20 protein-coding genes are annotated in these 26,874 nt (G+C 72.9%); 7 read left to right on the forward strand and 13 right to left on the reverse strand.

What is annotated here, in order from left to right:
• Window positions 1-6: 6 nt before the first annotated feature.
• The 4 genes from rlmB to M4486_RS07340 all read right to left on the reverse strand — a co-directional run bounded on the left by rlmB (window position 7) and on the right by M4486_RS07340 (window position 4,327).
• The gene (gene rlmB / locus M4486_RS07325; RefSeq protein WP_249480499.1) at window positions 7-1,014 is read right to left on the reverse strand and encodes a 23S rRNA (guanosine(2251)-2'-O)-methyltransferase RlmB; all 1,008 of its coding nucleotides are present in this window, start codon (window positions 1,012-1,014) and stop codon (window positions 7-9) included.
• Entirely contained in the window at window positions 1,014-2,456 is a 1,443-nt protein-coding gene (cysS, locus tag M4486_RS07330) for a cysteine--tRNA ligase (protein ID WP_249480500.1), read from the reverse strand. Before cysS ends, rlmB begins: the two co-directional genes overlap by 1 nt.
• Before the next feature lie 42 nt (window positions 2,457-2,498).
• On the reverse strand, window positions 2,499-2,984 hold the full coding sequence (locus M4486_RS07335) for a phage holin family protein (RefSeq protein ID WP_200501295.1): 486 nt from the start codon (window positions 2,982-2,984) through the stop codon (window positions 2,499-2,501).
• Window positions 2,985-3,124: 140 nt separating this feature from the next.
• Entirely contained in the window at window positions 3,125-4,327 is a 1,203-nt protein-coding gene (locus tag M4486_RS07340; protein ID WP_249480501.1) for a LacI family DNA-binding transcriptional regulator, read from the reverse strand.
• A 181-nt stretch (window positions 4,328-4,508) separates the two neighbouring features.
• Between M4486_RS07340 and M4486_RS07345 the strand changes: the two genes are divergently transcribed.
• Genes M4486_RS07345 through M4486_RS07355 form a run of 3 tightly spaced genes read left to right on the forward strand, consistent with a single transcriptional unit; the run spans window position 4,509 to window position 7,452 of the window.
• On the forward strand, window positions 4,509-5,939 hold the full coding sequence (locus M4486_RS07345) for a sensor histidine kinase (protein WP_249480502.1): 1,431 nt from the start codon (window positions 4,509-4,511) through the stop codon (window positions 5,937-5,939).
• Window positions 5,940-5,974: 35 nt separating this feature from the next.
• A complete protein-coding gene (locus tag M4486_RS07350; protein WP_249481094.1) occupies window positions 5,975-6,628 on the forward strand; it encodes a response regulator in 654 nt (217 codons plus the stop codon).
• On the forward strand, window positions 6,628-7,452 hold the full coding sequence (locus M4486_RS07355) for a DUF4097 family beta strand repeat-containing protein (RefSeq protein WP_249480503.1): 825 nt from the start codon (window positions 6,628-6,630) through the stop codon (window positions 7,450-7,452). Before M4486_RS07350 ends, M4486_RS07355 begins: the two co-directional genes overlap by 1 nt.
• Before the next feature lie 143 nt (window positions 7,453-7,595).
• On the opposite strand, the gene acs is transcribed toward M4486_RS07355, so the two are convergent.
• The 7 genes from acs to M4486_RS07390 form a co-directional block, all read right to left on the reverse strand.
• Window positions 7,596-9,572: an acetate--CoA ligase gene (acs, locus tag M4486_RS07360; protein ID WP_249481095.1), complete on the reverse strand. Its 1,977-nt coding sequence runs from the start codon at window positions 9,570-9,572 to the stop codon at window positions 7,596-7,598.
• A gap of 149 nt (window positions 9,573-9,721) precedes the next feature.
• Window positions 9,722-10,627, reverse strand: a complete 906-nt coding sequence (locus M4486_RS07365) for a hypothetical protein (RefSeq protein WP_249480504.1) — start codon at window positions 10,625-10,627, stop codon at window positions 9,722-9,724.
• Window positions 10,605-10,808 carry a ribbon-helix-helix domain-containing protein gene (locus M4486_RS07370; RefSeq protein WP_249480505.1) on the reverse strand — a complete coding sequence of 68 codons (204 nt, stop codon included), beginning with the start codon at window positions 10,806-10,808 and terminating at the stop codon, window positions 10,605-10,607. The genes M4486_RS07365 and M4486_RS07370 overlap by 23 nt, the downstream gene beginning before the upstream one ends.
• Window positions 10,809-10,873: 65 nt before the next feature.
• A complete protein-coding gene (locus tag M4486_RS07375) occupies window positions 10,874-11,812 on the reverse strand; it encodes a serine/threonine-protein kinase (protein WP_249480506.1) in 939 nt (312 codons plus the stop codon).
• The gene (locus M4486_RS07380; protein WP_249480507.1) at window positions 11,809-12,831 is read right to left on the reverse strand and encodes a helix-turn-helix domain-containing protein; all 1,023 of its coding nucleotides are present in this window, start codon (window positions 12,829-12,831) and stop codon (window positions 11,809-11,811) included. The genes M4486_RS07375 and M4486_RS07380 overlap by 4 nt, the downstream gene beginning before the upstream one ends.
• A gap of 254 nt (window positions 12,832-13,085) precedes the next feature.
• Window positions 13,086-14,480, reverse strand: coding sequence for an L-serine ammonia-lyase (locus M4486_RS07385; RefSeq protein ID WP_249480508.1), 1,395 nt, complete (start codon window positions 14,478-14,480; stop codon window positions 13,086-13,088).
• Window positions 14,477-16,237, reverse strand: a complete 1,761-nt coding sequence (locus M4486_RS07390; protein WP_249480509.1) for a DEAD/DEAH box helicase — start codon at window positions 16,235-16,237, stop codon at window positions 14,477-14,479. The genes M4486_RS07385 and M4486_RS07390 overlap by 4 nt, the downstream gene beginning before the upstream one ends.
• 301 nt (window positions 16,238-16,538) lie before the next feature.
• Here M4486_RS07390 and panD point away from each other — a divergent pair, with 301 nt between their 5' ends.
• From panD to leuS, 3 genes are all read left to right on the forward strand, one after another.
• Window positions 16,539-16,946: an aspartate 1-decarboxylase gene (gene panD / locus M4486_RS07395; RefSeq protein ID WP_249480510.1), complete on the forward strand. Its 408-nt coding sequence runs from the start codon at window positions 16,539-16,541 to the stop codon at window positions 16,944-16,946.
• A gap of 23 nt (window positions 16,947-16,969) precedes the next feature.
• Entirely contained in the window at window positions 16,970-17,896 is a 927-nt protein-coding gene (locus M4486_RS07400) for an AEC family transporter (protein WP_249480511.1), read from the forward strand.
• 211 nt (window positions 17,897-18,107) lie between these two features.
• A complete protein-coding gene (leuS, locus tag M4486_RS07405; RefSeq protein WP_249480512.1) occupies window positions 18,108-21,026 on the forward strand; it encodes a leucine--tRNA ligase in 2,919 nt (972 codons plus the stop codon).
• 104 nt (window positions 21,027-21,130) lie between these two features.
• On the opposite strand, the gene M4486_RS07410 is transcribed toward leuS, so the two are convergent.
• Window positions 21,131-22,519: an MFS transporter gene (locus M4486_RS07410; RefSeq protein WP_249480513.1), complete on the reverse strand. Its 1,389-nt coding sequence runs from the start codon at window positions 22,517-22,519 to the stop codon at window positions 21,131-21,133.
• A gap of 164 nt (window positions 22,520-22,683) precedes the next feature.
• On the opposite strand from M4486_RS07410, the gene M4486_RS07415 reads away from it, so the two are divergent.
• Window positions 22,684-23,997 (forward strand): hypothetical protein, encoded by a 1,314-nt coding sequence (locus M4486_RS07415; RefSeq protein WP_249480514.1) that lies wholly within the window; start codon window positions 22,684-22,686, stop codon window positions 23,995-23,997.
• 93 nt (window positions 23,998-24,090) lie between these two features.
• Here the strand turns inward: M4486_RS07415 and clpB are convergent, their stop codons facing one another.
• A complete protein-coding gene (gene clpB / locus M4486_RS07420) occupies window positions 24,091-26,838 on the reverse strand; it encodes an ATP-dependent chaperone ClpB (protein WP_283257965.1) in 2,748 nt (915 codons plus the stop codon).
• Window positions 26,839-26,874: the final 36 nt, after the last annotated feature.

Consider the following 26,874-nt stretch of genomic DNA (forward strand, 5'->3'; position numbering starts at 1 on the left):
CCGGCGTCAGGCGATGCCCGTGCCCTCGCGGACCCCGGCGATCTCGTAGAGCGCGATCGCCGCGGCGACCGAGGCGTTCAGCGACTCCGTGCGCTCCCCCATCGGGATCGAGACGACCTGGTCGCAGGTCTCCCGGGCCAGCCGCGAGAGGCCCTTGCCCTCGGCGCCGACCACGAGCACGACGGGCTCGGTGCCCAGCGAGCGCTCCTGGCTGGCGAGGTCCCGCGTGGAGACGTCCCCCTCGGCATCGAGCCCGAGGGCGAACACGCCGCGGGACTTGAGGTCGGCCAGGGTGCGGTTGAGGTTCGTGACCTGGGCGACGCGCACACGGCCCGCGGCGCCGGCCGCGACCTTCCAGACGCTCGCGGTCATCGACACGCTGCGGCGCTCGGGAAGGATCACGCCGTGGACGCCGAAGGCGCCCGCGCTGCGGAGGATCGCCCCGAGGTTGCGGGGATCGGTGATGCCGTCCAGCGCGACGAGCAGCGGCGGCTCGAAGGCGTCGTGGGCGATCTCCAGCAGCTCGTCGACGTCCGCGTACTCGTACGGCGGGATGGTCAGCGAGACGCCCTGGTGGACGGCGTGGTCGGTGATGCGGTCGAGGTCGGTGCGGGTGGCCTCGGCGATCGGCAGGCCGCGCGCGGTGGTCAGGCGCAGGATCTCGCGCACCCGCTCGTCGCCCTCGATGCGCGCGAGCACTGTGAGCGAGGTCGCCGGGATGCCCTCCTGGAGGGCTTCGAGCACGGCGTTGCGGCCGGCGACCTGGTTCTCGCCGGGCGCGGGGGCGTCGCCCCGGCGCTGCCTGCCGCCGTGGCCGCCCTTCCCGGCGCCGCCCTTGCCGCCCTGGCCGGAGCCGCCGGAGCCGCCCTGGTAGGCCTTGTGGCCGGGGCGGTCGCTCGCCTTGGGAGTCGGCCCCTTCCCCTCGAGGCCACGGCGGCGCACGCCGCCTGAACCGGCGGTCGCACCCTTCTTCGTGCGGCGCGTGGCGCCGCGACGGGAGCTGTTCCCTGCCATCAGGAGTCCTTCCTGGTCGCGGGTGCGAGGGTCCATCGGGCGCCGTCGGCGCCGTCCTCCACCCGGATGCCTGCATGATCGAGTGCGTCGCGGATCGCGTCAGCCCGCGCCCAGTCCTTCGCCGCCCGCGCCTCGGCGCGCGCGGCGAGCTGGCCTCGCACGAGGGCGTCGAGCGCCTCGTGCTCGCTGCCGCCCTCGCCCGCCGCATCGGTCCAGGACACGGGGTCCAGGCCCAGCACGTCGAGCATCGCGCGGAGCTCCGCGAGCAGCGCCGCGACCGTCTCCGGCGCGGCTCCGCGCTCGGCGAGGGCCGCGTTCAGCGCAGCCTGCGTGCGGTGCACGACGGCCATCGCCTCGGGCACGCCGAGGTCGTCGTCCATGGCGGCCACGAACGCGGCGGGGAGCTCGACGGCGCGCAGGTCCTGCGCGAGCACGGTCTCCTCCCCCAGCAGCTCCTGGGCGCGCTGCGTGCTCGCACCGAAGCGCTCCCAGACCACCTCGGCCTCGCGCATCGAGGCGGCGTTGTACTCGCTGGTGGCGCGGTAGTGCGCGCCCAGCAGCGCGAGGCGCACGGCGGGGGCGGGATGCGCGGCGAGCGCGTCCTCGGTGGAGACGAAGTTGTCCAGGCTCTTGCCCATCTTCATGCCATCCACGGTGAGCACTCCCACGTGCACCCAGGTGCGCGCGAAGCCGTAGCCGGCGCCGTGGGACTGGGCCTGCTCGTTCTCGTGGTGCGGGAAGCGCAGGTCCAGGCCGCCCGCGTGGATGTCGAAGGTCTCCCCCAGGTAGCGGCGGGCCATCGTCGAGCACTCGAGATGCCAGCCGGGGCGGCCGCGCCCGAAGGGCGTGTCCCAGGCCGCGGTCTCGGGCTCCTCGGGCTTCGCGGCCTTCCACAGGGCGAAGTCCCGCGGATCGCGCTTGCCGGGCTCGGGCGTCTCGCCCGCGTCCTGCATGTCGTCGAGCTCCTGGTGGGTCAGGGAGCCGTAGTCGGGCAGCGAGCGCACGTCGAAGTAGACGCTGCCGCGGCCGTCGGCGTAGGCGTGGCCGCGCTCGATCAGCCGCTCCATGAAGGCGATCATCTCGGTGACGTGGCCCGTCGCGCGCGGCTCGTAGTCCGGGACGCGGCAGCCCAGGTCGTCGAGGATCTCGTGGAACTCGCGCTCGAAGCGGTAGGACCAGGCCCACCAGGGCACGTCGTTCTGCGTCGACTTCGCGAGGATCTTGTCGTCGATGTCGGTCACGTTGCGCACATAGGTGACGTCGAGGCCGCTGCGCTCGAGCCAGCGGACCAGCACGTCCACGGCGAGGAAGGTGCGCAGGTGCCCGATGTGCGGCGCACCCTGCGTGGTGGGACCGCACGCGTACAGCGAGACCGCGCCCTCTCGCACGGGGCGGAAGGGCGCGGTCTCGCGCGTTGCTGTGTCGTACAGGTTCAGGCTCACGGGTCCAGGGTACGTGGCCGCGGGGCCTGTCCGGGACGCGGGTCAGTCGGAGACGCGGGCGCTGACCTGCTTGCCGTAGAGCTCGTCGAAGGTGTCGTCGTAGGAGACGGCGTTCGCGCGGCGCTTGCCCTGCACGGCGTCGACGGCGCCCTTGGCGGTCTCGATGGTGGTCTCCGGGGCGCGGATCTTTCGCACCACGAGGAAGGCCACGAGGCCGGCGATCACGGCGAGGACGATGAACACGCCCGCCACGATGAGGAAGGACGCCCAGGCCGGCAGACCGGCGGCCTGCAGGCCCCAGGCGGCGGCGAACAGCAGCATCACCCAGGCGGAGAGCAGGAGGAACAGCAGCACGGCCGCGCACGCCGCGACCACGCCCGCCTTGACGGCGATCCCCGTGATCTCCTTCTTGGCGATGTCGATCTCGGAGTGCACGACACCGAGCACCTCGTCACGGATCGAGGCGACGAGTTCGCCGATCGACCGCTGGGTGGGCGGGGTCGTCGGGTCGTTCGTGGTGTTGATCATGGTCGGAGCCTATCGCAGGAGGGATGCCCGGACACGCGGTCCGTGCGCGAGCGGGCGGAGGGACGTGACGGGTCAGATGCCCGTGGGGCGGAGCGCCCGAGGGACCCGAGGGGCCCCGCGGGCGGGCTCGCCCGCGTCGGTCAGTCGACGTGGACGCGCGTGCGGCGCTTGGACTCGGCGCGCGGCCCGGCCGCGGTGCTCTGGCGGGCGACGAGCGACGGCGCGACGGCCACGTCCCGCGCCTCCTGCTCATGGCCGGAGACGCGGTCGACGAGCAACTGGGCGGCGAGCGCACCCAGGCGGTCCGAGTTCGGGTCGACGCTGGTCACCTGCGTCACGCCCGAGGAGGAGAGCGAGGTGTTGCCGTAGCCGGCGACGGCCAGCTGCGTGGGCACCTCGTAGCCGGCGTCGCGGGCGGCGGCGAGCACGCCGAGCGCGGTGACGTCGTTCGCGCAGGTCACGGCCGTGGGCACCTGGCTGCCGCGCAGCAGCATCGATCCCGCGGTCTGCCCCACCTGCTCGGTGAAGTCGCCGGGCTCGATGCGGGCGTGGTCGGCGAGTCCGTGGCGCTCCATGGCGAGCTGGAAGGCGTCGGCGCGCTCGCGGGCGACGGTCGAGCCGACGCCGCCCACGTGCGCGATCTCGGTGTGGCCGAGGCTCACGAGGTGGTCGACGAGCAGGCCCTGGCCCACCTCGTCGTCGATGCGGACCGTGTCGAAGCGGCCGACGAAGGAGCGCGAGCAGCCGATGCCCACGAAGGGACGGTCCGCCGTGGCCTCGATGACGCTGTCGACGTCGTGGAGGTCGGAGACCATGAGGAAGCCGTCGACGCCGAGGTCCACGAGGGAGCGGATCGCGTCGGTGTCCGCGGCGATCGGGTACTCCGGGACCCGGCGACGGGTCGGGACGACGATCGCCGAGCGGCCGGTGGCGGTGAGCTCGATGCGGATCGCGCGCACCAGATCGGAGATCCAGGTGTTGCGCATCGTGTTGACGAGGACGGCGACCACACCGCGGTGCGAGGTCTCGTCGGCGAGCTCCTCGAGCGGGAAGTTCAGGCGCTCGGCGGCCTCGTGGACGCGCTCGCGCAGGCGGGGCCGGATGTCGGTCTGGTCGCGCAGCGCCCGCAGTGCGACGGCGCTGGAGATGCCCAGGCTGTCGGCGACGTCTCGGAGAGTGCCGCGGCTGGGTCCCTGGTCGGCGGCGATGGACGCGCTCACCGCGTCGCCCTGCTCGATCACCTGGTCCGTCGCGCCCGCTCCCTCGGCGCTGTCCGAGTTCGGGTCGATGCTGCCGGCATCCTGCATGTCGTCCGCTCCTTCGCTGATGAGGTCATCGCTCATGGACTCATTGAACCGCACCGGAGCCCTGCGGGGTGCGCGGCTCCCCCGGGCGGGACAGGTCTCACAGCGCCGCGCGCCCGCCGGGCGGCGACCGATCGGCCGCACGAGCGGGGGTTATCCCCCGCGAGGCAGGGCGGTGGGCCCCGGTGTGCGCCGCACCGCGCCCGCCTACGGTGATCCCATGACCTCCACCACGACGCCCGCCGGTCCCGCGCCGGCACCGCGGCCCGACGCACCGCGCCCCGACGCACCTCGTCCCCGCTTCCTGGTGGGGATGGCGAGCGTGCTGGTCTCGGGACTGCTGTCGATCACCTGGCTGTGGATCAGCCTGACCGTCCTGGTCACCGGGATCGCCTCCCTGCCCGCGGTCCTCACGGGCCTCGTGCTGCTGGTGCCGTGGGTGCTGGTGATGCGCGCGGCGGCCGCGTTCGAGCGCCGACGGGCCCGCGCGGTGCACGGCCTGGACGCCGTCGTCCCCTCGCGACGGGTCGCTCAGGGAGCCGGCTTCGGCGCCGCGCTGCAGAACCTGGGCCTCGACCTCATCTCCTGGCAGTTCTGGCGCTCGGTGCTGCACCACCACCTCACGATGATCGTGGGCTTCTTCCCGAGCCTCGTGTTCTACGTCGGAGTGTGGGGCGCGTGGACCGGGGCCGAGCTCGCGATCCTCGCGCCCGATGCCCAGCTGGGCTCCTGGCGTCCCGGCGCGCTCGTGCTCGCCCTGGGCGCCGTGCTGTGCCTCGCGATCGCGATCGGCTCGCTCGCCGCCGGGGTCCTCGCCGAGCGGGGTCTCGCCCGGGTGATGCTGCCCAGCAGCGACGACGGCCTGCGCCAGGAGGTCCAGGAGCTCTCCGTGCGCCGCCAGGGCGCGGTCGACGCCGCCGAGCAGGAGCGCCTGCGCATCGAGCGGGACCTGCACGACGGCGTCCAGCCGCGCCTGGTCGCGCTGGCCATGACCCTGGGCCTCGCGCGCTCGCGCATCGAGAAGGATCCCGCGGGCGCCGCCGAGCTCGTCGACGAGGCGCACGGCGAGGCGAAGGCCGTCATCACGGACCTGCGTCAGCTCGCCCGCGGCATCCACCCGGCGGTCCTCACCGACCGCGGCCTGGACCCCGCGCTCTCCGCACTCGCGGCGCGCTCCCCCGTTCCCGTGCGCCTCACGGTCACCGTGCCCGAGCGCCTGGGCCGCGAGCAGGAGGCCGTCGCCTACTTCGTGGTCTCCGAGGCCCTCACCAACGTCGCCAAGCATGCGGGCGCCTCGCACGTCCGCGTGGACGTGACGACCGCGGGGCCGGCCGAGCGTCCGGACGCGGCGGGGTCCTCCCGTCTGCACCCTGGACCGCCCGCGACCGCGACCCTGCGGGTGCGCATCGAGGACGACGGCCGCGGCGGCGCACGCGTGCACCGCGACGGCGTCTCGACGGGCCTCGCGGGGCTCACCGACCGCGTCCGCGCGACGGGCGGGCACCTCGTGGTCTCCTCCCCCGCGGGCGGTCCCACGGTCCTCGACGCCGCGATCCCGACGCTCGCTGCTTCGGGACCGGCGCGCGAGCCCGCCGGCGCCCACGCTCCCGCCTCCGTCCCCGACGACTCCGCGAAGGAGACCCACCGATGAGCACGACCCGATCCCCCCGCCCCGCGCGCGAGAGCCTGCGGATCGTCATCGCCGAGGACTCGGTGCTCCTGCGGGCGGGCCTCGAGCGCCTCCTCGCGGCCGCCGGCCACGAGATCGTCGCCTCCGTCGAGGACGCGACCGGGCTGCTGGACGCGGTCTCCCGCCACGAGGTGGACCTCGCGATCGTGGACGTGCGCATGCCTCCGACCTTCACCGACGAGGGCATCCGCGCCGCCGTGCTGATCCGCGCCCAGAACCCGGACGTCGCCCTGCTCGTGCTCTCCCAGTACGTCGAGGAGCGCTATGCCTCCGAGCTCATCGCCGACTCGGGCGGGGCGCTCGGCTACGTGCTCAAGGATCGGGTGGCCGACGTCGAGGAGTTCCTGCGCGTGGTGCGCGCCGTCGGCGACGGCGGGACCGCCCTGGACCCCGAGGTGGTCCAGCAGATCCTCGTGCGCTCCCGGCGCCGCTCGATCCGGGAGGATCTCTCCCCGCGCGAGAGCGAGGTGCTGCAGCTGATGGCCGAGGGACGCTCCAACGCGGCCATCGCCGAGCGGCTGCACGTCTCGGCAGGGAGCGTCGAGAAGCACATCTCGTCCCTGTTCGCCAAGCTCGGCCTGCCCCCTGTCGACGGTGAGAACCGTCGGGTCATGGCCGTGCTGCGCCACCTGGAATCGGAGGACCGCTGATGCCCACCACCCAGCTCCCGCCCCGCCCGCTGCCCGAGGGGACCGGTCGCGACCGCACGATGCGGCGCGTGCTCGTGATCCTCGCCGTCGTCTGCCTCGTGCTCACCGCCGGGGGCCTCGCCGCGCGCAGCATCGCCGCGGGCGTCGAGCAGTCGCGCTTCCCCGAGGTGCCCGCCGTGCTCGCCGCCGGTTCGCCCTCGTCCCTCGAGGTCACGTCCTCGGTCTCCGACGTAACCGTGCGCGTGAGCGACGAGGTCGACCAGGTCACGCTCGCGCTCGTCGAGCAGGGCACGGACACCGTGCCCGCGGATCCCGCTCCCGTGAAGGCGCGCTGGGTGCGCAGCACGCACGACGGGACGCTGCGCGTGGACGTGCAGCGGCCGCGCCTCGAGGCGACCTCGAGCTGGTTCGACGACGAGCACCGCGACCTGCTCGTGCTCGTGCCGCCGAGCGCCGCACCCGATCTCTCGCTCGCCGTGAAGGTCGACGTCGGGGACCTCTCGGCCCAGGGCGCCCTGGCCGGTCTCGACCTGCGCGCCATCACGGGCGACATCGACGCCGACGGCGTCTCCGCGCACGGCTCCGTCGCGGCGCGCACCGATGTCGGCGACATCGACCTCGCGCTCGACGACGACGGAGCCCACGAGGTCACGGCCCGCACGACCACGGGCGACGTGTCCGTCTCCCTCCCCTGCTGCGAGACCTGGAGCGTGGACGCCCGCGCCGAGGAGGGCTCGACCGACGTCGACGCCGGCATCCGGGGCGAGGGGGCGCCGCTGAGCGCCCGCACGGACATCGGCGACGTGAGCGTTTCGCGGCGCTGAGGCTCCGCTCGGGACCGACCCGACGAGGCTCGTCGGCCGGACGCGCCGCGGCGCCCCTCACCACCGGGGTGAGGGGCGCCGCGCCGTGAGCGGGACTCCCGTCGGCGCCGGCCCACGGGGCCGGCGCCGTCAGGGACGGACGCTCACTTCTTGTCCTCGAGGCCCTTCTGGATGAGGTCCATGACCGAGGAGTCGGCGAGGGTCTGGGTGTCGCCGATCGTGCGGTGCTCGGCGACGTCGCGCAGGAGGCGGCGCATGATCTTGCCGGAGCGGGTCTTGGGCAGCTCGGTCACCAGCAGCACCTTCTTGGGCTTGGCGATCGGGCCGATCTCCGTGCCGACGTGGGCGCGCAGGATCTTCGCCGCCTCCTCCTCGCCGCCGGCGGCCTCCACATCGCCCTGGGTCCCTTCGCGCAGGATCACGAAGGCGACCACGGCCTGACCGGTGGTCTCGTCGTCCGCGCCGACCACTGCGGCCTCCGCCACCCAGTCGTGGGAGACCAGCGCGGACTCGATCTCGGTGGTCGACAGGCGGTGGCCGGAGACGTTCATGACGTCGTCCACACGGCCCAGCAGCCAGATGTCGCCGTCCTCGTCGCGCTTCGCGCCGTCGCCCGCGAAGTACTTCCCGGGGAAGCGCGACCAGTAGGTCTCCTTGAAGCGCTCCGGGTCGCCCCAGATGGTGCGGAGCATCGAGGGCCACGGCTCGGTGAGCACGAGGTACCCCGTCTTCTCGTTCTCGATGGGCTCGCCGTCGTCGCCCACCACCTCGGCGCTGATGCCGGGCAGCGGCACCTGCGCGGAGCCGGGCTTGGCGTCGGTGATGCCGGGCAGCGGGGAGATCATGATCGCGCCGGTCTCGGTCTGCCACCAGGTGTCGACGATCGGGCAGCGGTCCCCGCCGATCACGCGGCGGTACCACAGCCAGGCCTCGGGGTTGATGGACTCTCCGACGCTGCCCAGAAGGCGCAGGGAGGAGAGGTCGAACTTCGCCGGGATGTCGTCGCCCCACTTCATGGCGGTGCGGATGGCGGTCGGCGAGGAGTAGAAGATGCTGACCCCGTACTTCTGGACGATCTCCCACCAGCGGCCCTGGTGGGGAGTGTCCGGGGTGCCCTCGTAGATCACCTGGGTGGCGCGGTTCGCCATGGGGCCGTACACGATGTAGGTGTGGCCGGTGACCCAGCCGACGTCCGCCGTGCACCAGTACACGTCGGTGTCGGGCTTGAGGTCGAAGACGTCGCGGTGGGTGTAGCTCGCCTGCGTGAGGTAGCCGCCGGTGGTGTGGACGATCCCCTTGGGCTTCCCCGTGGTGCCCGAGGTGTAGAGGATGAACAGCGGGTGCTCGGCCTCCACCCAGACCGGCTCGTGGTCGGAGGAGGCGCTCTCGCGCGCCTCGTGCCACCAGACGTCGCGCCCCTCGGTCCATGCGACGTCGCCCCCGGTGCGCCGCACCACGAGCACGTTCGTCACGGACTCGGCGCCGCCGGAGAGCGCGGCGTCCACGGCGTCCTTGAGCGGCAGGGCCTTGCCCCGGCGGAACTGACCGTCGGCCGTGATGACGACCTTCGCCTCGGCGTCCTCGATGCGGGAGCGCAGCGCGTCGGCGCTGAAGCCGCCGAAGACCACGGAGTGCGGGGCGCCGATGCGGGCGCAGGCGAGCATCGCGAAGACGGCCTCGGGGATCATCGGCAGGTAGATCGCGACCCGGTCGCCGGTGGTGACGCCGAAGCCCTCGAGGACGTTCGCCATCCGGCTGATCTCGTCCTTCACCTGGGCGTACGTGAAGGCGGCATCGGAGCCGTCCTCGTACTCGGCGAGCAGGGCGACCTGGTCGCCGTGGCCGGACTCCACGTGGCGGTCCACGCAGTTGTACGCAGCGTTGAGCTCGCCGTCGGCGAACCACTTCGCGAACGGCGGGTCCGACCAGTCGAGGGTCTCGGTGGGGGTCTTGTGCCAGCTCAGCGACGCGGCGCGGGACTTCCAGAAGCCCAGACGGTCGCGCGCGGCCTCCGAATAGAGGGACGGACGGGCATTCGCGTTCTGGACGAACGCCGAGCTCGGGGGGAAGGTGCGGTTCTCCGCGGGGTGGGTGCCGGTCGAAGTGGCGTCGTCGGACATCATCGCTCCTGCGTACGGGGTCCCGCGGCGCTGACCGCGGGGCGTTCGGTCTTCCGCCTCACCGTATCGCAGGAGACCCACGTCACGGGAATGCGCCCACGCGATCGGGCACCGCGGCCGGCGCCCGCCGCGCGGGGACGCCGGACCGTTCAGGGCAGGGGATGGATCTCGACCTCGATGCCGTCGGGGTCGAGCACGTGCAGCGCGCGCACGGCGCCCTCGACGAGGCGCGCGTCGTACCCGGCGGCGCGGAGCCTCTCCCCGAGCGCTCCGAGGTCCTCCGAGGTCTCGAAGCCCAGGCGCACCTGGAGCGTGGGCGGGAGGTCGGGCATCTCCGGGGAGGCGCGACGCGTGCGCTCGCGACCTGCCATCGGGGCGTGGAGACCGATGATCCCCGCGCTCCCGGGGCCGTGCAGCTCGAGCCACCCGTGGTGCTCGGCGGCGGCGATCTCCTCGTCCGCCCGCCCACCGGGCCCGTCCTCGCCCTCGGCTCCGTCGGCCGCTCCGGGACCGAAGCCGAGCCGGCCGAGCCAGCGCGCATCGCGCCCGAAGTCCTCGCTCGAGAGCACCGCGCACACGTGCAGGCGCGGGTCCGGGGAGGCGTCGTGCCCCTCGTAGCCGTAGAGGTCCTCCTGGTCCTCGTTCAGCGAGACGCCCTCGCCGTCGGGCCCGGTGATCATGCCCTGCCGGCCGTAGCTCTCGTCCCACACGGTGACCTCGATGCCCGCGCGCTCGAGGGCCTCTGCGGCTCCGTCGGCCGACGGCGCCGCCATGCACAGGTCCGTGGTGCCCGACCGGGCGCCCGTGGCGCTGGTGGAGGCGGCGTGCACCATGACGGCGCCCGCTCCTGCGCGCAGCTCGCCGAAGCCGTCGTCGCCGGCGGTGATGCGGCGGGCCATGCCGAGCTCCACGAGGAACGCGATCATCGCGCGCGGATCGGCCGTGAAGCGCAGCGGGAAGACGGTGAGATCGGGTGCGCCGACGGGCGTCGAGGCGGGGGCCGCGCCGGCCTCGGCGGCGAGCGCGGCAGGGTCAGGAGTGGTCCTGGGCGTCATCTTCGACGCTCCTTCCGAGGTGTGCGCGCAGCGCCGACTCGACGAGCGCGCTGAGGGAGGACGACTCGTCGATCGCGCGATGCTTCACGGCGACCACGAGGTCCTTGGGCAGGTAGACGTTGAACTGCACCTTGCGATCGCCGCCGCCGGTGCCGTCGGTCGAGGAAGAGCTTCCGGGCATGCAAGAATGCTAGCACCCTTGCATGCTGTCCACCAGAGGCTTCCGGGCGCCCGCACCGCGCACCCTCACTCCCACTCGAGCACGCAGGTCGCGGCGACCACCTCGGCCATCACGCTCTGCAGCAGCGCGCCGTGCGGAAGGGGGCCCGCGTGCACCTCGTCCACGCGCCGTCCGGCGCGCCCCACGGTCGCGACGGTCCGCCGCACGGACCACGGGCGTCCACCCTGCGCACCCCGCTCCCCCCGCCCCTCGCGCCAGGGCAGGTGCACCTCGGTGACGGCGAGATCCGCGGGCCGCATGTGCCAGCTGACGAACCGCCCGCGCTCCATCGCCCCGGGAAGAGGCAGGGCCAGCTCGAGCACCGCCGCCTCGCCCTCCCCGAGAGGCCGGGGCAGCACGACCTCCACGAGGGTCGCGCCGCCGGGGAGGGCCGCGCGCCTCCCCAGGTCGGCGCCGAGCACCCGCGCCTCCTCCGAGGCCAACGAGTCCAGCGGCGCCTCGAGCACCGCGAGGAGTCGGTCCGCCCCGCCGCGCTGCGCCGTGAGGACGACGTCGTAGTGCAGGATCGCCTCGCCGTCGGGAGCATCGAGATCCAGAGCCGTGCGCACGTACTCGCGACGCAGCCCGTCGTCCCAGCGCAGCCCCCACGCTCGACGGGCGTCCTCCGCCTCCTTCGCGCGCGGGAGCAGGCGGGCCGCCTCGGCCGCGCTGCGATAGCGCCAGGTCTCGGCGTCGATGTCCACGAGATCCACGAGCTCGCCGTCCTCGAGGTCGAGGCACTGCTCGAGAGCCTGCACCACGCCCAGGGACGAGCGGCGACGGGGACGGGAGCGCCCGCTGGCCCAGTAGGAGAGGGTCGCGGGCGACGTCGGTGCACCCGTGCGCGCGAGCATGCCGGCGAGCTCGGCGAAGCCGATGCCGCGCGAGATCATGGTCTCCCTCAGCCGCATCGCGAAGTCGCCGCCCGCGCCCAGACCGCGGCGCCCGGGCACCGTGGCGGTCATGCCGCGCCCCAGGCCCAACCCAGTCGCACGGACCCCTCGTCGATGCCGTGGGCGACCACGGCCGCGATGCCGTCCCTGCCCACGTCGACGGCATGCTCGGCGCTCGAGCGCGCGGTGGCCTCGCGCGAGCGCACGATCGACGTCGCCGAGGCGGGGACCGCGCCGACGGGGAAACGGCACTCGAGCACGATCGTCGAGACGGGGAACTCGGTGTGCACGACGTAACCGCCCTCGAGGTCGACCGAGGGGGCCGGCCGTTCGAGGGGCCGGACCGTGTAGTCCAGAGCGCCGATCCTGCCCGGGACGATCGGCTCGTCGAGCAGGAGCTCGGTGAACAGCAGCCCGCGCTCGGGCCACGAGCGCTGGCGCCCCACACGGCTGCCGTGGCCGGGCACCAGCTGGAGGGGCACGCCCTCGGCCCCGTGGGAGGCGACCCCGAGGCGGGAGACGGTCTCGCGGGTCGAGCGCAGGACGCGGCGGATCCGCACACCGATCGGCCGATGCTGCGGATCGATGTCCACGCGGTGATGGACGAGCAGCCGCTGCACGGTGTCCCCCTCGTCGAGACCCATCTCCGCTCGCACCCGCTGGACCGGATCCTCCGTCTCCGTCCGGGCGCTCCAATGGTGGGCGGGGAGACTGCGCACGAGGGTGTCGAGGAGATACCCGCGCGGAGTGCGCAGCACCTTCTCGAGCTCGGCCACGGCGCGCATGGCCTCGTTGCGACGCGGGCGGCTGCGGCCATGGCGCCACAGCGAGAGGGTCGAGGGCGAGAGGGCGATCCCCGCTCCGCGCAGGCGCTCGCACACGCGCTCGAGCGCGAGGCCGCGCGCGCTGAGCGCCGCATCCAGGCGCGCTCCGAAGGTGTCCCCGGGCAGCGCTCCGGGAGGATCCGGGGTGAGGGCCGACGGCGGAGTCGCGGGGGTGCGCAGCACCGGGCTCGAGCGAGCGGGCGACGTCGGCCCCGGCGCGGGGCTCTCCGCCCCGCTCCGCTCGGCCCCGCCCGCGCTGGATCCCATCGACTCCCCCTCGTGATCGGGGCGCTCCCGCACGGGGCGCCCGACTCCGCCTCACCCTACCCACGCAGGCGAATTCGGAGGAATCGGACACCGCGGCGGGGTCACGAGAGGGTCATGATGCGATGCGGCTCACGCGCACGCGCTGCGCGGGCGGATGCGATGTGGGGTGTCGAGGCGCGGCGGCGTCGGACGGCGAGCGCGTCTGACGGCGAGGGCGTCGGGCAGCGGGGCGCCGGCGCCCGTGCGATGCCCCGTCAGCACTCGGGCAGGGACACGGGCACCGCCGTGACGGCGAGCCCGCCCATGGCGGTCTCCTTGTAGCGCTCGGACATGTCCTTGCCGGTCTGGCGCATGGTCTCGATGACGGTGTCGAGGGAGACGAAGTGCTCGCCGGTGCCCCGCAGCGCGAAGCGGGCGGCAGTGATCGCCTTCACGGCGGCCATCGCATTGCGCTCGATGCACGGCACCTGCACGAGCCCTCCCACGGGATCGCAGGTCAGACCCAGGTTGTGCTCCATCGCGATCTCGGCGGCGTTCTCGACCTGGCGGGGCTTGGCCCCCATCACCTCGGCGAGTCCCGCGGCGGCCATGGAGCAGGCGGATCCGACCTCGCCCTGGCAGCCCACCTCGGCGCCGGAGATCGAGGCGTGCTCCTTGTAGAGGGACCCGATGGCCCCGGCGGTGAGCAGGAACCGCACGGCGACGTCGTCGGGGTCGGCGTCCCGCAGATAGTGGGTCGCGTAGTAGAGGACGGCCGGGATGATCCCCGCCGCGCCGTTCGTCGGCGCGGTCACGACGCGCCCGCCGGCGGCGTTCTCCTCGTTCACGGCGAGCGCCGCGAGCGAGACCCACTCGAGGGCGGATTCGGCGCCGTGGCCGGGGTCCTCCGCGCTGAGGGAGTCGTGCCAGGAGGCCGCGCGGCGCCGGACGTCCAGACCGCCGGGGAGCACACCGGGGGTGCGCACGCCGCGCTCGATGCAGTCGCTCATGGCGCCCCAGATGCGCAGGGCGCCCTCGCGGATCTCGTCCTCGCTGCGCCACTGCAGCTCGCGCCGCATCATCGCGGCCGACACGGAGATCCCGCGCTCCTCGCACACGCGCATCAGCTCGGCGCCGGTGGTGAAGATGGCCTGCCCCGTCTCCTCGGAGGCGACCTCGGCGATCGACTGGTCCATGTCCGCGGCGTCGACGACGAAGCCGCCGCCCACGGAGAACATGGGCCGGCTCGCGATCACCTCGCCGGAGGCGTCGTAGGCCTCGAAGGTCATGCCGTTGGAGTGCTGGGGCAGGAAGGTCAGGGGGTGCAGCACGATCGCGGAGGGCCGGAGGGCCACGGGGAGGCGGCCGTCCAGCAGCAGTCCTCCCCCGGCCTCGATCTGCGCGACGCGCTCGCGCCCGGCGACGGGGTCGACGGTCTCCGGGTCGGCGCCCTCGAGGCCCATCACGATCGCGTCGAGCGTCCCGTGGCCCTGGCCGGTCGCGGCGAGCGATCCGTACAGATGCACGCCGACGTCCGCGACGCGCGGCCCGGTCTCACGGTCCTCGAGCACCTCGCGCGCGAAGAGGCTCGCGGCCCGCATGGGGCCCACGGTGTGGGAGCTCGACGGCCCGATCCCGATGCTGAACAGGTCGAACAGGCTGATGCTCATCGTCCGCCCCTGCGCGGGCCCGCTCCCCCGCCGCCGCGGCGGCCGCCGCGTCCGCCCTGAGGGCCGCCGCGTCCCTGCGAGCCGCCGCGACCACCCTGGCCACCGCGTCCGCCCTGGCCGCCGCGCCCGCTGCGCGAACCGCCGTGCCCGCCCTGGGAGCCGCCGCCGGACCGCCCGGAGGGAGCATCGCCGCCGGTGCGGGCGCCGCCCTGCCTGCCGCCCGAGCGTGCGCCGCCCGTGCGCCCTTGGCCGGTGCGGCCGCTCGTGCGGCCTCCGGTGCGCTGGCCGGTGGCGCGCCCTGCGCCGCCGCGCCCGCCGGCACCGCGTCCACCCGAGCCGCGCCCGCCGGACCCGCCTGCTCCTCGCCGAGCGCCGTGACCGGCCGAGGGGCCGCCCTCGGCAGCGGCCTCCTCGTCCCAGGCGGCGCGGAGCTCCTCGTTCGTGCGACGCTCCTCGGCGCGGGCCGCGTTCGCGCCCTCACCGCCGTTCGCCACGCCGCCGGAGAGGCGGAGCTTGCGCGGGGCGCCCTTGTGCTTGATCTTCGCCGGGTCCGCGGCGGGCTCGCCCGAGGGCGTACGACCGCCCAGGTCGATGAGCGCCTGGGCGTCGGCGCTGCGGGCCTCCTCCCACGTGGGCTCGACCTCGGCCGCCTCGAGAACGGCGCGGGTGCCCCGGGTCTGGTGCGGCAGGGCGAGGGTGACCACGCTGCCGGCGGCGCCCGCTCGCGCCGTGCGGCCGGAGCGGTGCACGTACTCCTTGGAGTCGGTGGCGGGATCGGCGTGCACGACCATGCTCACGTCGTCGATATGCAGCCCGCGGGCCGCGACGTCGGTCGCCACCAGCACGGGGAAGTCGCCCTCGCGGAAGCCGGCGAGGACGTTGGTGCGCAGACCCTGCTGCTTGTTGCCGTGCAGCGCCGCCGCCTGCACGCCGACCTCCACGAGCTCCGCCGCGATGCGCTCGGCGCCCAGCTGGGTGCGCGTGAACACGAGGGTGCGCCCGCGGCGCGCGGCGAGCTGCGCGATGACCTCGCGCTTGGCCTTGGGGGCGACCGCGAGCACGTGGTGGGACATGGTCTTCACCGCGGCGGCCACCGGAGTGGTCTCGTGCTCGACGGGATCGACCAGGAAGCTGTCGACGAGGGTCTCGACCTGCCCGTCGAGCGTCGCGGAGAACAGCATCTTCTGGGTGCCCATGGGGGTCGCCGCGAGAATCTCCCCGACCTGGTCGAGGAAGCCGAGGTCGGCCATGTGATCGGCCTCGTCCACGACGGTCGTCTCGATGCGGTCGAGGAAGAGGGCGTCGCGAGCGGCGAGGTCGAGGAGACGACCGGGCGTGGCGACGACGATCTCCGCGCCCCGGCGCAGGGCCTCGGCCTGCTTCTCGATGTTCATCCCGCCGGCGACCAGCTGCGCACGGATGCCCACGGCCCGCGCGAAGGGATGGAAGGTGTCCACGACCTGCACGGCGAGCTCACGGGTGGGGACCAGCACGAGGCCGAGCGGTCGACGGCGGTGCACCTTGCGCCCCCGGAACCGTGCGCACATCGAGAGCGCGAAGGCGAGGGTCTTGCCGGAGCCGGTCTCGGCGCGGGCCATCACGTCGCGGCCCGCGAGGGCGTCGGGCAGGATCGCCTCCTGGATCTCGAAGGCGCGGGTCAGGCCCTGCTCGGCGAGCACGGCGAGCAGCTCCTCGCTGAGCGCCATGTCGTCGAAGCGGGACGAGCTGTGGGCGCTGCGGCGGCGTGCCTTGGGCATCGGGGGTCCTCCTGGGTCGGGGCGCCCCTCGGGGCCGATCGGTGTCCCGATCCGGCCGTGCATCGGGCCTGCGATCGGGTCGTCGATCGGGCGGAGCGCTCCTCCATCATCGCGCACCGCGCGCTCGCGCGAGGCCGTGCGGGGCATGCGGGTGCGCAATGCCTCCCGTCGGCCGGACAGCGTCGCCCTCATCGGTCGGACGGGGTCCGGGGGCCGACGGCCGACGGGGCGCTCGTCACAGGTCGCCTCACGAGGTGGTCGTGCCTCGCCGGGCCCGTCGGCCCGTGGGAGAATGGCGGCGATGATGCGCACACTCATGACCTCGAAGATCCACCGCGCGACCGTGACCCAGGCCGACCTGCACTACGTCGGCTCGGTGACGATCGACGCGGCGCTCATGGACGCCGCCGGGATCCTCGAGAACGAGCAGGTCTCCATCGTGGACGTCACCAACGGCGCCCGGCTGGAGACCTACGCGATCACGGGCGAGCGCGACAGCGGCGTCATCGGCATCAACGGGGCGGCCGCGCATCTGGTGGTCCCCGGCGACCTCGTGATCATCATCGCCTACGGCCTGTTCGACGCGCAGGAGGCCGCAGAGCACCACCCCCGCGTGGTGCACGTGGACGGCGCGAACCGCGTGGTGAAGGTGGGCGACGACCCCGCGGAGCCCGTGCCCGGCATGCCCGACCAGCGCACCGGCCGCTGAGCCGCGCACGGGTGAGCTGAGCCGTGACAGGGGTCCTCTCCGGGTTCTTCATCGTCTGGTGCCTGATCGCGATCGGCTGGATCGTCGGGCGCACGGGCGTCCTCGGCGAGCAGGGGCGCTTCGTCCTGAACCGCACCACGTTCTTCCTGGCGTCCCCGTGCCTCGTGCTCACCTCCCTGCTCGAATCGGACCTGGGGCAGGTGCTGTCCACGCCGATGCTCATCGCCGGGGTCTCGGGGCTCGTCTCGGGAGGGCTGCTCCTGCTGATCATCCGTGTGCTCACGAAGCGCCGCGGAGCCGAGCTCGTGGTCACCGCGATCAGCGGCTCCGTGGTCAACGGCGCGAACATGGGCTTCCCGATCGCCGCGTACGTCCTGGGCGACACCTCGCACGCGCTGCCCGTGATCCTCTTCCAGCAGGCGATCTACACGCCGCTGTACCTGTTCGTGCTGCACGCCGTGACCACGAAGATGCGTCCCTCCCCCGCGGGCGTGCTGCGCAACATCGCCTCGAACCCGACGATCGTGGCCGCCGCGGTCGGGATCGTGCTCGTCGTGTGCGGGGTGAAGCTGCCGGAGGTGATCCTGCAGCCCTTCGGCTCGATCGCGGACATGGCGATCCCCGCCATGCTGCTGGCCTACGGGATCTCGCTGATGGGGTCGGCGCCGCTCGCCAAGGACGACGGGTACCGCGGGCTGATCGCGATCGCCACCGTCTTCAAGCTCGCCGTGATGCCGGTGATCGCGCTCGGCCTGGGTCTGCTGCTCGGACTCGGCGGGCACGATCTCTTCGCGGTCGTGGTGATGGCCGCGCTGCCGACGGCGCAGAACGTGTTCGTCGCCGCCTCCCAGTACAAGGCCGCCGAGAACCTCGCCCGGGACACGGTGCTGCTGACGACGGTCGGCACCGTGATCACCCTGCTCATCGTCTCCGGCGTGATGAGCGCGTGAGCGGGTCCTCCGTGACCCCGACGACGGGTCGCGATAGGATCGCCCCGTGGCTCGTTCGCTCCTGCTTCCGTAGCCGCGCCGGACATGCGTCCGCCCCAGCCGTCGGCCCCGGGGACCGGACACCGACGCGGCTCCCCTCGCCTGTGCGGGGGTTTTTTTGTGCCGGAGCGGGCACGGGCCCCAGGACCACCACCGAGAAGGACAGACATCCATGAGCGAGGCACCCTTCCGCTACACGGCCGAGATGGCCCGGAGCATCGAGGAGCGCTGGCAGAAGCGCTGGGACGAGGACGGCACCTACGACGCCGTGAACCCGGTGGGGCCGCTCGCGGACGGCACCGCCCCCGCGGACCTGCCCGAGAAGATGTACATCATGGACATGTTCCCCTACCCCTCCGGGGTGGGGCTGCACGTGGGCCATCCGCTGGGCTACATCGCGACCGACGTGATCGCCCGGTACCAGCGCACGCTGGGCAGGAACGTGCTGTACACGATGGGCTACGACGCCTTCGGCCTGCCCGCCGAGCAGTACGCCGTGCAGACCGGCACGCACCCGCGCACCACCACCGAGGCGAACATCGCCAACATGCGCCGCCAGCTGCACCGCCTGGGCCTGAGCCACGATCCGCGCCGCTCCTTCGCGACCACGGACCCGGAGTTCGTGAAGTGGACGCAGTGGATCTTCCTGCAGGTCTTCGACTCCTGGTACGACCCGTCGGCCGCGAACGCGGACGGCGTGCGCGGGCGCGCCCGCCCGATCGCCGAGCTGGTCGAGGAGCTGCGCGCGGGCGCCGTCGACCCCTTCGCGCTGGCGGAGCGCCAGGGCATCGCCCTGCCCGAGGACTGGGCGGGGCGCAGCGCCGAGGACCTGGCGAGGGCCTCCGAGAAGGAGATCCGCGACCTCGCGGAATCCTTCCGCCTGGCCTTCATCTCCGAGACGCCCGTGAACTGGTGCCCGGGACTGGGCACGGTGCTGGCGAACGAGGAGGTCACCTCCGAGGGCCGCTCCGAGCGCGGCAACTTCCCGGTCTTCACGCGGACCCTGCGCCAGTGGAACATGCGCATCACGACCTTCGCCGACCGCCTGCTCGAGGACCTGGACCGCGTCCAGTGGCCCGAGGCCGTGCGCTCCATGCAGCGCAACTGGATCGGCCGCTCCCACGGCGCCCAGATCGCCTTCGGCATCGAGGGCCGCGACGGGGACGGCGCGGGCTTCGAGGTCTTCACGACCCGGGCCGACACGCTGTTCGGCGCCACCTTCTGCGTGCTGGCCCCCGAGCACGCCCTGCTGGCCGACGTCGACTCCCTGCCGGAGGCATGGCCCGAGGGCGCGAAGGACGCGTGGACGGGCGGCGCCGCGAGCCCGCGCGAGGCCGTGCGCGCCTACCAGCAGCGCGCCGCCGCGGCGGGCGAGGAGGACCGCACCGCCGAGGACCGCGAGAAGACCGGCGTGTTCACCGGCCTGTTCGCCGTGAACCCCATGGACGGCCGCCGCCTGCCCGTGTTCACCGCGGACTACGTGCTCACCGGCTACGGCACCGGCGCAATCATGGCCGTCCCCGCGGAGGACGAGCGCGACTTCGCCTTCGCCGACCGCTTCGAGCTGCCGATCATCCGCACCGTCCAGCCGCCCGCCGACTTCGAGGGCGGCGCCTGGACCGGCGAGGGCGCGAAGATCAACTCGCGCAACGACGAGCTGGACCTGGACGGCCTGGACAAGGACGAGGCCAAGCGCCTGGCCACCGAGTACGCGACCGCGAAGGGCTTCGGGCGCGCCCGCACCACCTACCGCCTGCGGGACTGGCTGTTCTCCCGCCAGCGCTACTGGGGCGAGCCCTTCCCGATCGTCTACGACCCCGCCGATCCGGAGACGCCGATCGCGCTGCCCGAGAGCATGCTGCCCGTCGAGCTGCCGGAGGTCACGGACTTCTCCCCGAAGACCTTCGACCCGATGGACGCCGAGACCGAGCCGCAGACCCCGCTCTCGCGCGCGACCGAGTGGACGCACGTGACGCTGGACCTGGGCGAGGGCCCCAAGGAATACCTGCGCGAGACGAACACGATGCCGCAGTGGGCGGGCTCGTCCTGGTACCAGCTGCGCTACATCGACCCCTCGGACGGCGCCCACGCGGTCGAGCCGGACAACGAGCGCTACTGGATGGGCCCGCGCCGCGAGGGCGACGTGGGCGGCGTCGACCTGTACGTCGGCGGCGTCGAGCACGCCGTGCTGCACCTGCTGTACGCGCGGTTCTGGCACAAGGTGCTGTTCGATCGCGGCGTCGTCTCCAGCCAGGAGCCCTTCCACCGCCTCATCAACCAGGGGTACATCCAGGCCTTCGCGTACACCGATGCACGCGGCATGTACGTCCCGGCCGACGAGGTCGTCGAGGAGTCCGACGGGACCTTCACCCACCAGGGGGAGAAGGTCACCCAGGAGTACGGCAAGATGGGCAAGAGCCTGAAGAACGCCGTCACCCCGGACGACATGTACGACGAGTACGGGGCGGACACCTTCCGCGTGTACGAGATGTCGATGGGCCCGCTCGAGGACTCCCGCCCGTGGGAGACCCGGGCCGTCGTCGGCTCGCAGCGGTTCCTGCAGCGGCTGTGGCGACTGATCGTGGACGAGGACAGCGGCGAGCTGCGCGTGAGCGAGGACCCGGCCGACCTGCCCACGAAGCAGGCGGTGCACCGCACGATCGACGGCGTCTCCCGCGACATGGAGACCTTCGGGTTCAACACGGCCATCGCGAAGCTCATCGAGCTGGTCAATCAGCTCACGAAGTCGGGGGCCTCCCCGCGCGAGGCCGTCGAGCCCCTGGTGATCATGCTCGCGCCCTTCGCGCCGCACCTGGCCGAGGAGCTGTGGACGCGCCTGGGCCATGAGGGCACGGTGACGCGCGAGCGCTTCCCCGAGGCCGATCCGGAGCTGGTGAAGGCCGACGCCGTCACCTGCGTGGTCCAGATCAAGGGCAAGGTCCGCCACCGCCTCGAGGTCGATCCCGAGATCGGCGAGGACGCCCTGCAGGAGGCCGTCCTCGCCGAGGCGCGGGTGCAGGAGCTGATCGGCGATGCCGAGATCCGCAAGATCATCGTGCGCGCGCCGAAGCTCGTGAACATCGTCGTCTGATCACGGCGGGCCGACGGGGCACGATCCCCGTCGGACCGCCGCATCGGCGCACGGCGCCCGGACGCGCCTCACGGCGCGAGCGCGCCGCCCGGGGCCCAGCGTCGTCACCGGGTCGCCGTCGACACGCCCGAGGCGCCCTCCACGGAGGCGGAGCCGACCTCGCGCAGGTCCTTGCCCCTGGTCTCGGGCAGGCACAGGACGATGGTGAGCGTGGAGATCACGAGCAGCGCGATCGCGTAGATCCCGAAGGCGATCTGGCCTCCGGTGCCCGAGCCCGCGTGGGTCGAGACGAAGGTGTTCACGTACGGCGCGGTGCCGCCGAACACGGCGATCGCGATCGCGTAGGGGATGCCGAAGCCGCTCGTGCGCTCGGCGGTCGAGAACATCTCCGCGTACATCGCGGGGGCGTGGGAAAGGAAGCCGGCCAGGAGCGCGAGCTGCACGCAGATCGCGAGGACCAGCTGCCAGAACTCGCCCTGGATCAGCAGCACCAGCGGGATGTAGGCGATCGCGGAGCCCAGCAGGGCGATCACCGCGCAGGTCTTGCGGCCCACGCGGTCCGAGGCGATGCCCCACAGAGGCAGGGCGATGATGAGCACGATGTTGCCGATCATCGAGGCCTCGAACGCCTCGGAGTCGGAGTAGCCGAGGTTCTGCTGGGCGAGCGAGGCCATCGAGACCGACCACACGTAGTAGCAGACCGTGAGGCCCGCGGTCATGCCGATGACGATGAGCCCGGTGCGCCAGTTGCGCGCGAGCGCGAGCCAGACGTTGGCCCTCGAGCCGCTGGCCTCCTGCTGGGCCTTGCTCTCCTCGAACACCTCGGACTCGTCCATGGAGCTGCGGATCCAGAGCGCGACGAGCCCCAGGACGGCTCCGCCCGCGAACGGGATCCTCCAGCCCCAGGCGCTCATCTGCGCCTCCGTGAGCACGCCGGAGAGGACCAGGCCGACGACGAGTCCCGCGAGCAGCCCCAGCGTGCCCGTGACGTAGATCGAGCTGGCCCAGAAGCCCCGCCGGTTCCGCGGCGCGTGCTCGGCGAGGTAGGTCTGGGCGCTGGGCAGCTCGCCGCCGTGGGCGAGGCCCTGCACGAGACGCGCCACGAGCAGCAGTGCGGAGGAGGCGACGCCGATCTGGCTGAAGGTGGGCAGCAGCGCGATGAGCAGGGAGCCTGCCGAGGCGCACAGCACGGCGATCGTCAGGCCGTGCTTGCGGCCGATGCGGTCGCCGATCCAGCCGAAGACGACGCCGCCGAAGGGCCGTGCGACGAAGCCGACGGCGAAGATCGCCATGGTCGCCAGGAAGTCCGAGGCCTTGTTGTCCCCGTTGAACGCCTGCGCGGAGAAGTACACAGCGAAGCTCGCGTAGATGTTCCAGTCGTACCACTCGAGGGCGTTCCCGATCCCCGTGCCGAGCAGGGTCTTCAGCGTGGACTGTGCGGGCTGCGCGGGCCGGGCGCCGGCGCCTCCCGGTGTCGTGGGGTGCGTGGTCATGCCGCCCAGGGAAGCACGGGCGGCGGGTGGCACGCGGAGGTTTCTGCCCTTCGGACCCGCGGACGCGGAGCTCCACGATCCCCACGAGTCCTCCCCACCGCGAGTTCTCCACAACGGCGCCGCTCCCCCGGCGGCCGCGGCCGCATCTGCGTAGCGTCCGCGGCATGAGTGGATTCCTGGGATGCGACACCGTGCAGATGCAGCAGCTCGCCCGGCGGTTCGAGAGAGCCGCCTCGGGTCTGGAGACGCGGGCGGGCGTGCTCGACGCCGCCGGAGGTCTGCGGTGGGAGGGGCCTGATGCGGAGACCTTCCTCGCCGCTGCGGCGAACGCGGGGCGGCAGGTGCGCTCGCGCAGCGCGAGGCTGCACGCCCTCGCTGATGACCTTCGCTCCCAGGCCGATGAGCAGGAGCAGGTGAGCATGGCCGAGGGAGCGGGCGGTGCCACGGCCGGGACGTACGCGGCGGCGATCGGGCCGGTGGCCGGCGGGGCCCGGATCGGCCCGGGCTCCGGGGCCGATGGCCTCGATCTCGGCGCGATGGCGCGCAACGATCTCTTCGACATGTTCGAGGACGCGACCGGGCTCGACGAGGACGATGTGCGCGATCTCGTCGAACCGCATCCGCTCGGATACGGCGATCCGGAGGGCATGAGCCGCTGGGTGAGCGAGACCTCCTCCAAGCTCGCGAAGAAGCTCTTCGAGCTCACCCAGCGCCCGGTCCCCGGCTGGCTGGCTCCCGGGAAGCCCTTCGCCCATCCGATCGACCCCGGTCTCGCGGATGCGGTGCGGGAGCGCGCGGCGGCTCTCGACGCACCGGTGCGCCCCCATGATCCGTCCTTCGACCTCGATGCGGCCCATGAGCAGCAGGGGTCGGAGCTGCGGCACTCGCTGCTCGCGCGCGTGCCCTATGCCGGCGAGGCGCAGGCCGCGCTGGACGCCCGGGACAGCGTCCAGTCGATGCGCGGGCGGATGGAGACGTTCGCGAACGAGCACGGTCTCGGCGAGGCGACGGCTCCGCTGTTCGCCGCCATGCGCCTCTCCCATGCACCCGACGAGGCGCTGTTCGGCGAGAAGTCCGCCGTCGGCTCGATGCTGTCCGGCACGGACCAGCTGCTCGGCGGCGTCCTGCAGACGAAGGACGAGGTGGGCGGCGCCCTGGGCACGGGGGATCTCCCGGGCGCGGCGCGGGCCATGGAGACCGGCGCCTACCGCGAGCTGGGGATCGCCGCGCACACCGCGACGTCCACGCCGATCTCCTCCTTCGGTCCGATGGTCTCGACCCAGCTGGAGGCGGAGGCCGACATCCTGGACTCCCCGGTCTTCCAGGGCACGGGCATCGACGGCGACGCGCTGCGCGCCCGCCAGCAGGAGGTCGACGGATTCGTGGAGGACTTCGAGCGCCGCAGGACCAACCTCACCGACACCGAGCCGCTGCTGGAGATGCGCCGGAGGGTCGCCCCCATGCCCTGGGACGAGTGAGGCACACGCCCTTGACGCGGCAGGGCCCCGTCCGCCGTGATGGCGGACGGGGCCCTGCGGATCGGGTGGTTCATCCCCGCGGAGCGCGGGTGCTCATCGCAGCGCGCCGTCGTCCTCGCCACCGAGGTCGACGTCCGAGAGGTCGACCGGGGCCTCGGTGTCCCGCGGGGCGGAGGTGTCCTCGAGGATCGCGTCCTCCGCCTCCCGGGCCTCGGCATCGGACTCCTGCTCGTCGCCGTCCTCGGTGGAGCCGACGACGTGCAGCTCGAGGGCTGACCGGTCGGCCGCGACGCCCGCGGAGACGTGGTCCCCGTCGTGCACCGTGCCGCGCAGGATCATGCGCGCCAGGGCGTCGCCGATCTCCTTCTGCACGAGCCGCTTGAGCGGTCGCGCCCCGTAGAGCGGGTCGAAGCCCTCGTCGGCGAGCCACTGGGTCGCGGCGTCGTCGACGTCGAGGGTGATCCGGCGCTCGGCGAGCCGCGCGGAGACCGAGGCCACCTGCAGGCGCACGATCCGGGCGAGCTGCTGCCGGTCCAGGGCGTCGAACATGATGACATCGTCCAGGCGGTTCAGGAACTCGGGCTTGAAGCTCGCCCGCACGACGTTCATGACGTTCTCGTGACGCTCCTTCTCGCTGAGCGCCTGGTCCTGCAGGAAGTGCGCACCCAGGTTCGAGGTGAGGATCAGGATCGTGTTGCGGAAGTCCACCGTGCGGCCCTGGCCGTCGGTCAGGCGGCCGTCGTCGAGGACCTGCAGCAGGATGTCGAAGACGTCCGGGTGGGCCTTCTCGATCTCGTCCAGCAGCACGACCGTGTACGGGCGGCGGCGCACCGCCTCCGTGAGCTGGCCGCCCTCCTCGTAGCCGACGTATCCCGGAGGGGCGCCGACCAGACGGGAGACGCTGTGCTTCTCCCCGTACTCGGACATGTCGATGCGGGTCATCGCGCGCTCGTCGTCGAACAGGAACTGCGCGAGCGACTTGGCCAGCTCGGTCTTGCCCACGCCCGTCGGCCCCAGGAACAGGAACGATCCGGTGGGACGGTTCGGGTCGGCGATGCCCGCGCGGGCACGGCGCACGGCGTCGGAGACCTCGGTGACGGCCTGGCGCTGCCCGATCAGGCGCTCCCCGATGATGTCCTCCATGTCCAGGAGCTTCTGCGTCTCGGACTGCAGCATGCGCCCGGCGGGGATGCCGGTCCAGTTGGAGACCACCTCGGCGATGTCGTCGGGCCCCACGCGGTCGGAGACCAGCGGACGGGACTCCTCGGCCTCGCCCGAGGCCTCGACCTCCTCGGCGTCCACGAGCTGGCTCTTGAGCGCGGGGATGTCGCCGTACAGGATCTTCGAGGCCGCGGTGAGGTCGCCCTCGCGCTGGGCGCGGTCGGCCTGCATGCGCAGCTGCTCGAGCTGGGCCTTGAGGTCGCCGACCTTGTTCAGCCCGGCCTTCTCGCGCTCCCAGCGCACCGAGAGCTCGTCCATCTTCTCCGTGCGGTCGGCCAGCTGGCCTCGCACCGATCCGAGCTGCGCCTGGCTGCCGGGATCGTCGCTGCCCTGCAGGGCCAGCTCCTCCATCTTCAGACGGTCCACCTGGCGACGCAGGATGTCGAGCTCCACCGGCGAGGAGTCGAGCTCCATGCGCTGGCGCGAGGCGGCCTCGTCGACCAGGTCGATCGCCTTGTCCGGCAGCTGACGTCCCGAGATGTACCGGTCGGAGAGCGTCGCGGCGGCGACCAGCGCGGCATCGGTGATCGAGACCTTGTGATGGGCCTCGTACTTGTCCTTGAGCCCGCGCAGGATCGTGATGGTGTCCTCGACGCTCGGCTCGCCGACGAAGACCTGCTGGAAGCGCCGCTCGAGGGCCGGGTCCTTCTCGATGTTCTCGCGGTACTCGTCGAGCGTGGTCGCGCCCACCATGCGCAGCTCGCCGCGGGCGAGCATGGGCTTGAGCATGTTGCCCGCGTCCATCGAGCCGTCACCGCCGCCGCCGGCGCCGACGACCGTGTGCAGCTCGTCGATGAACGTGATGATCTGGCCGTTGGACGTGCGGATCTCGTCGAGGACGGCCTTCATCCGCTCCTCGAACTCGCCGCGGTACTTCGAGCCGGCCACCATCGAGGACAGGTCGAGGGAGATCAGGGTCTTGTCCCGCAGGGACGCCGGGACGTCGCCCGCGACGATGCGCTGGGCGAGGCCCTCGACCACGGCGGTCTTGCCGACGCCGGGCTCGCCGATCAGCACCGGGTTGTTCTTGGTGCGGCGGCTGAGCACCTGCACCACGCGGCGGATCTCGGCGTCGCGGCCGATCACCGGGTCGAGCTTGCCCTCGCGGGCCTGCTCGGTGAGGTCGAGGCCGAACTTCTCCAGGCTCTCGAAGGTCGATTCAGGGTTCTCCGTATCCATGGGGTTCTCTCCGATCAGTGCGGGAAGGGCATCGCGCAGGGTGCGGGGCGTCGCGCCGAAGTCGGCGAGCAGCCGTGCGGCGTCGTCCTTGCCGAGCGCGATGCCGATCAGGAGGTGCTCGGTGGACAGATGGGTGCGGTCGGCATCGTCGGCCTCGCGGCGCGCCGCCTCGAGGGCGTCGTACCCGCTGCCGACGAAGGTCGGATGGGTGTCGCTGCCGCTCACGCGCGGCAGGGCGTCGATCGCCCGCTGGGAGCGCTCGACGATGCGGTCGGGGTCCGCCCCGACCTTCTCGAGCAGGGCGCGCGCGATGCCGTCCTTCTGCTGGGCGAGAGCCCACAGCAGGTGGATCGCGAGGACCTGGGGGTTGCCGAGCTCCGCCGCCCGTTCGGCGGCCTGGGCCACGGCTTCCTGGGAACGGGTGGTGAAGTGGAACTCCACAGTCGCTGCCTCCGGTTCGTGGATGGTCGATTCCGG

It is taken from the genome of Brachybacterium kimchii (assembly GCF_023373525.1).
Lineage (GTDB): Bacteria > Actinomycetota > Actinomycetes > Actinomycetales > Dermabacteraceae > Brachybacterium > Brachybacterium kimchii.

Excerpts from the sequence above, each read along its gene's own strand:
- rlmB (WP_249480499.1), bottom strand. The coding sequence starts at position 1,014 with ATGGCAGGGAACAGCTCCCGTCGCGGCGCCACGCGCCGCACGAAGAAG.
- M4486_RS07335 (WP_200501295.1), bottom strand. The coding sequence starts at position 2,984 with ATGATCAACACCACGAACGACCCGACGACCCCGCCCACCCAGCGGTCG.
- M4486_RS07340 (WP_249480501.1), bottom strand. The coding sequence starts at position 4,327 with ATGAGCGATGACCTCATCAGCGAAGGAGCGGACGACATGCAGGATGCC.
- M4486_RS07345 (WP_249480502.1), top strand. The coding sequence starts at position 4,509 with ATGACCTCCACCACGACGCCCGCCGGTCCCGCGCCGGCACCGCGGCCC.
- M4486_RS07355 (WP_249480503.1), top strand. The coding sequence starts at position 6,628 with ATGCCCACCACCCAGCTCCCGCCCCGCCCGCTGCCCGAGGGGACCGGT.
- acs (WP_249481095.1), bottom strand. The coding sequence starts at position 9,572 with ATGTCCGACGACGCCACTTCGACCGGCACCCACCCCGCGGAGAACCGC.
- M4486_RS07365 (WP_249480504.1), bottom strand. The coding sequence starts at position 10,627 with ATGACGCCCAGGACCACTCCTGACCCTGCCGCGCTCGCCGCCGAGGCC.
- M4486_RS07370 (WP_249480505.1), bottom strand. The coding sequence starts at position 10,808 with ATGCCCGGAAGCTCTTCCTCGACCGACGGCACCGGCGGCGGCGATCGC.
- M4486_RS07375 (WP_249480506.1), bottom strand. The coding sequence starts at position 11,812 with ATGACCGCCACGGTGCCCGGGCGCCGCGGTCTGGGCGCGGGCGGCGAC.
- M4486_RS07380 (WP_249480507.1), bottom strand. The coding sequence starts at position 12,831 with ATGGGATCCAGCGCGGGCGGGGCCGAGCGGAGCGGGGCGGAGAGCCCC.
- M4486_RS07385 (WP_249480508.1), bottom strand. The coding sequence starts at position 14,480 with ATGAGCATCAGCCTGTTCGACCTGTTCAGCATCGGGATCGGGCCGTCG.
- M4486_RS07390 (WP_249480509.1), bottom strand. The coding sequence starts at position 16,237 with ATGCCCAAGGCACGCCGCCGCAGCGCCCACAGCTCGTCCCGCTTCGAC.
- panD (WP_249480510.1), top strand. The coding sequence starts at position 16,539 with ATGATGCGCACACTCATGACCTCGAAGATCCACCGCGCGACCGTGACC.
- leuS (WP_249480512.1), top strand. The coding sequence starts at position 18,108 with ATGAGCGAGGCACCCTTCCGCTACACGGCCGAGATGGCCCGGAGCATC.
- M4486_RS07410 (WP_249480513.1), bottom strand. The coding sequence starts at position 22,519 with ATGACCACGCACCCCACGACACCGGGAGGCGCCGGCGCCCGGCCCGCG.
- M4486_RS07415 (WP_249480514.1), top strand. The coding sequence starts at position 22,684 with ATGAGTGGATTCCTGGGATGCGACACCGTGCAGATGCAGCAGCTCGCC.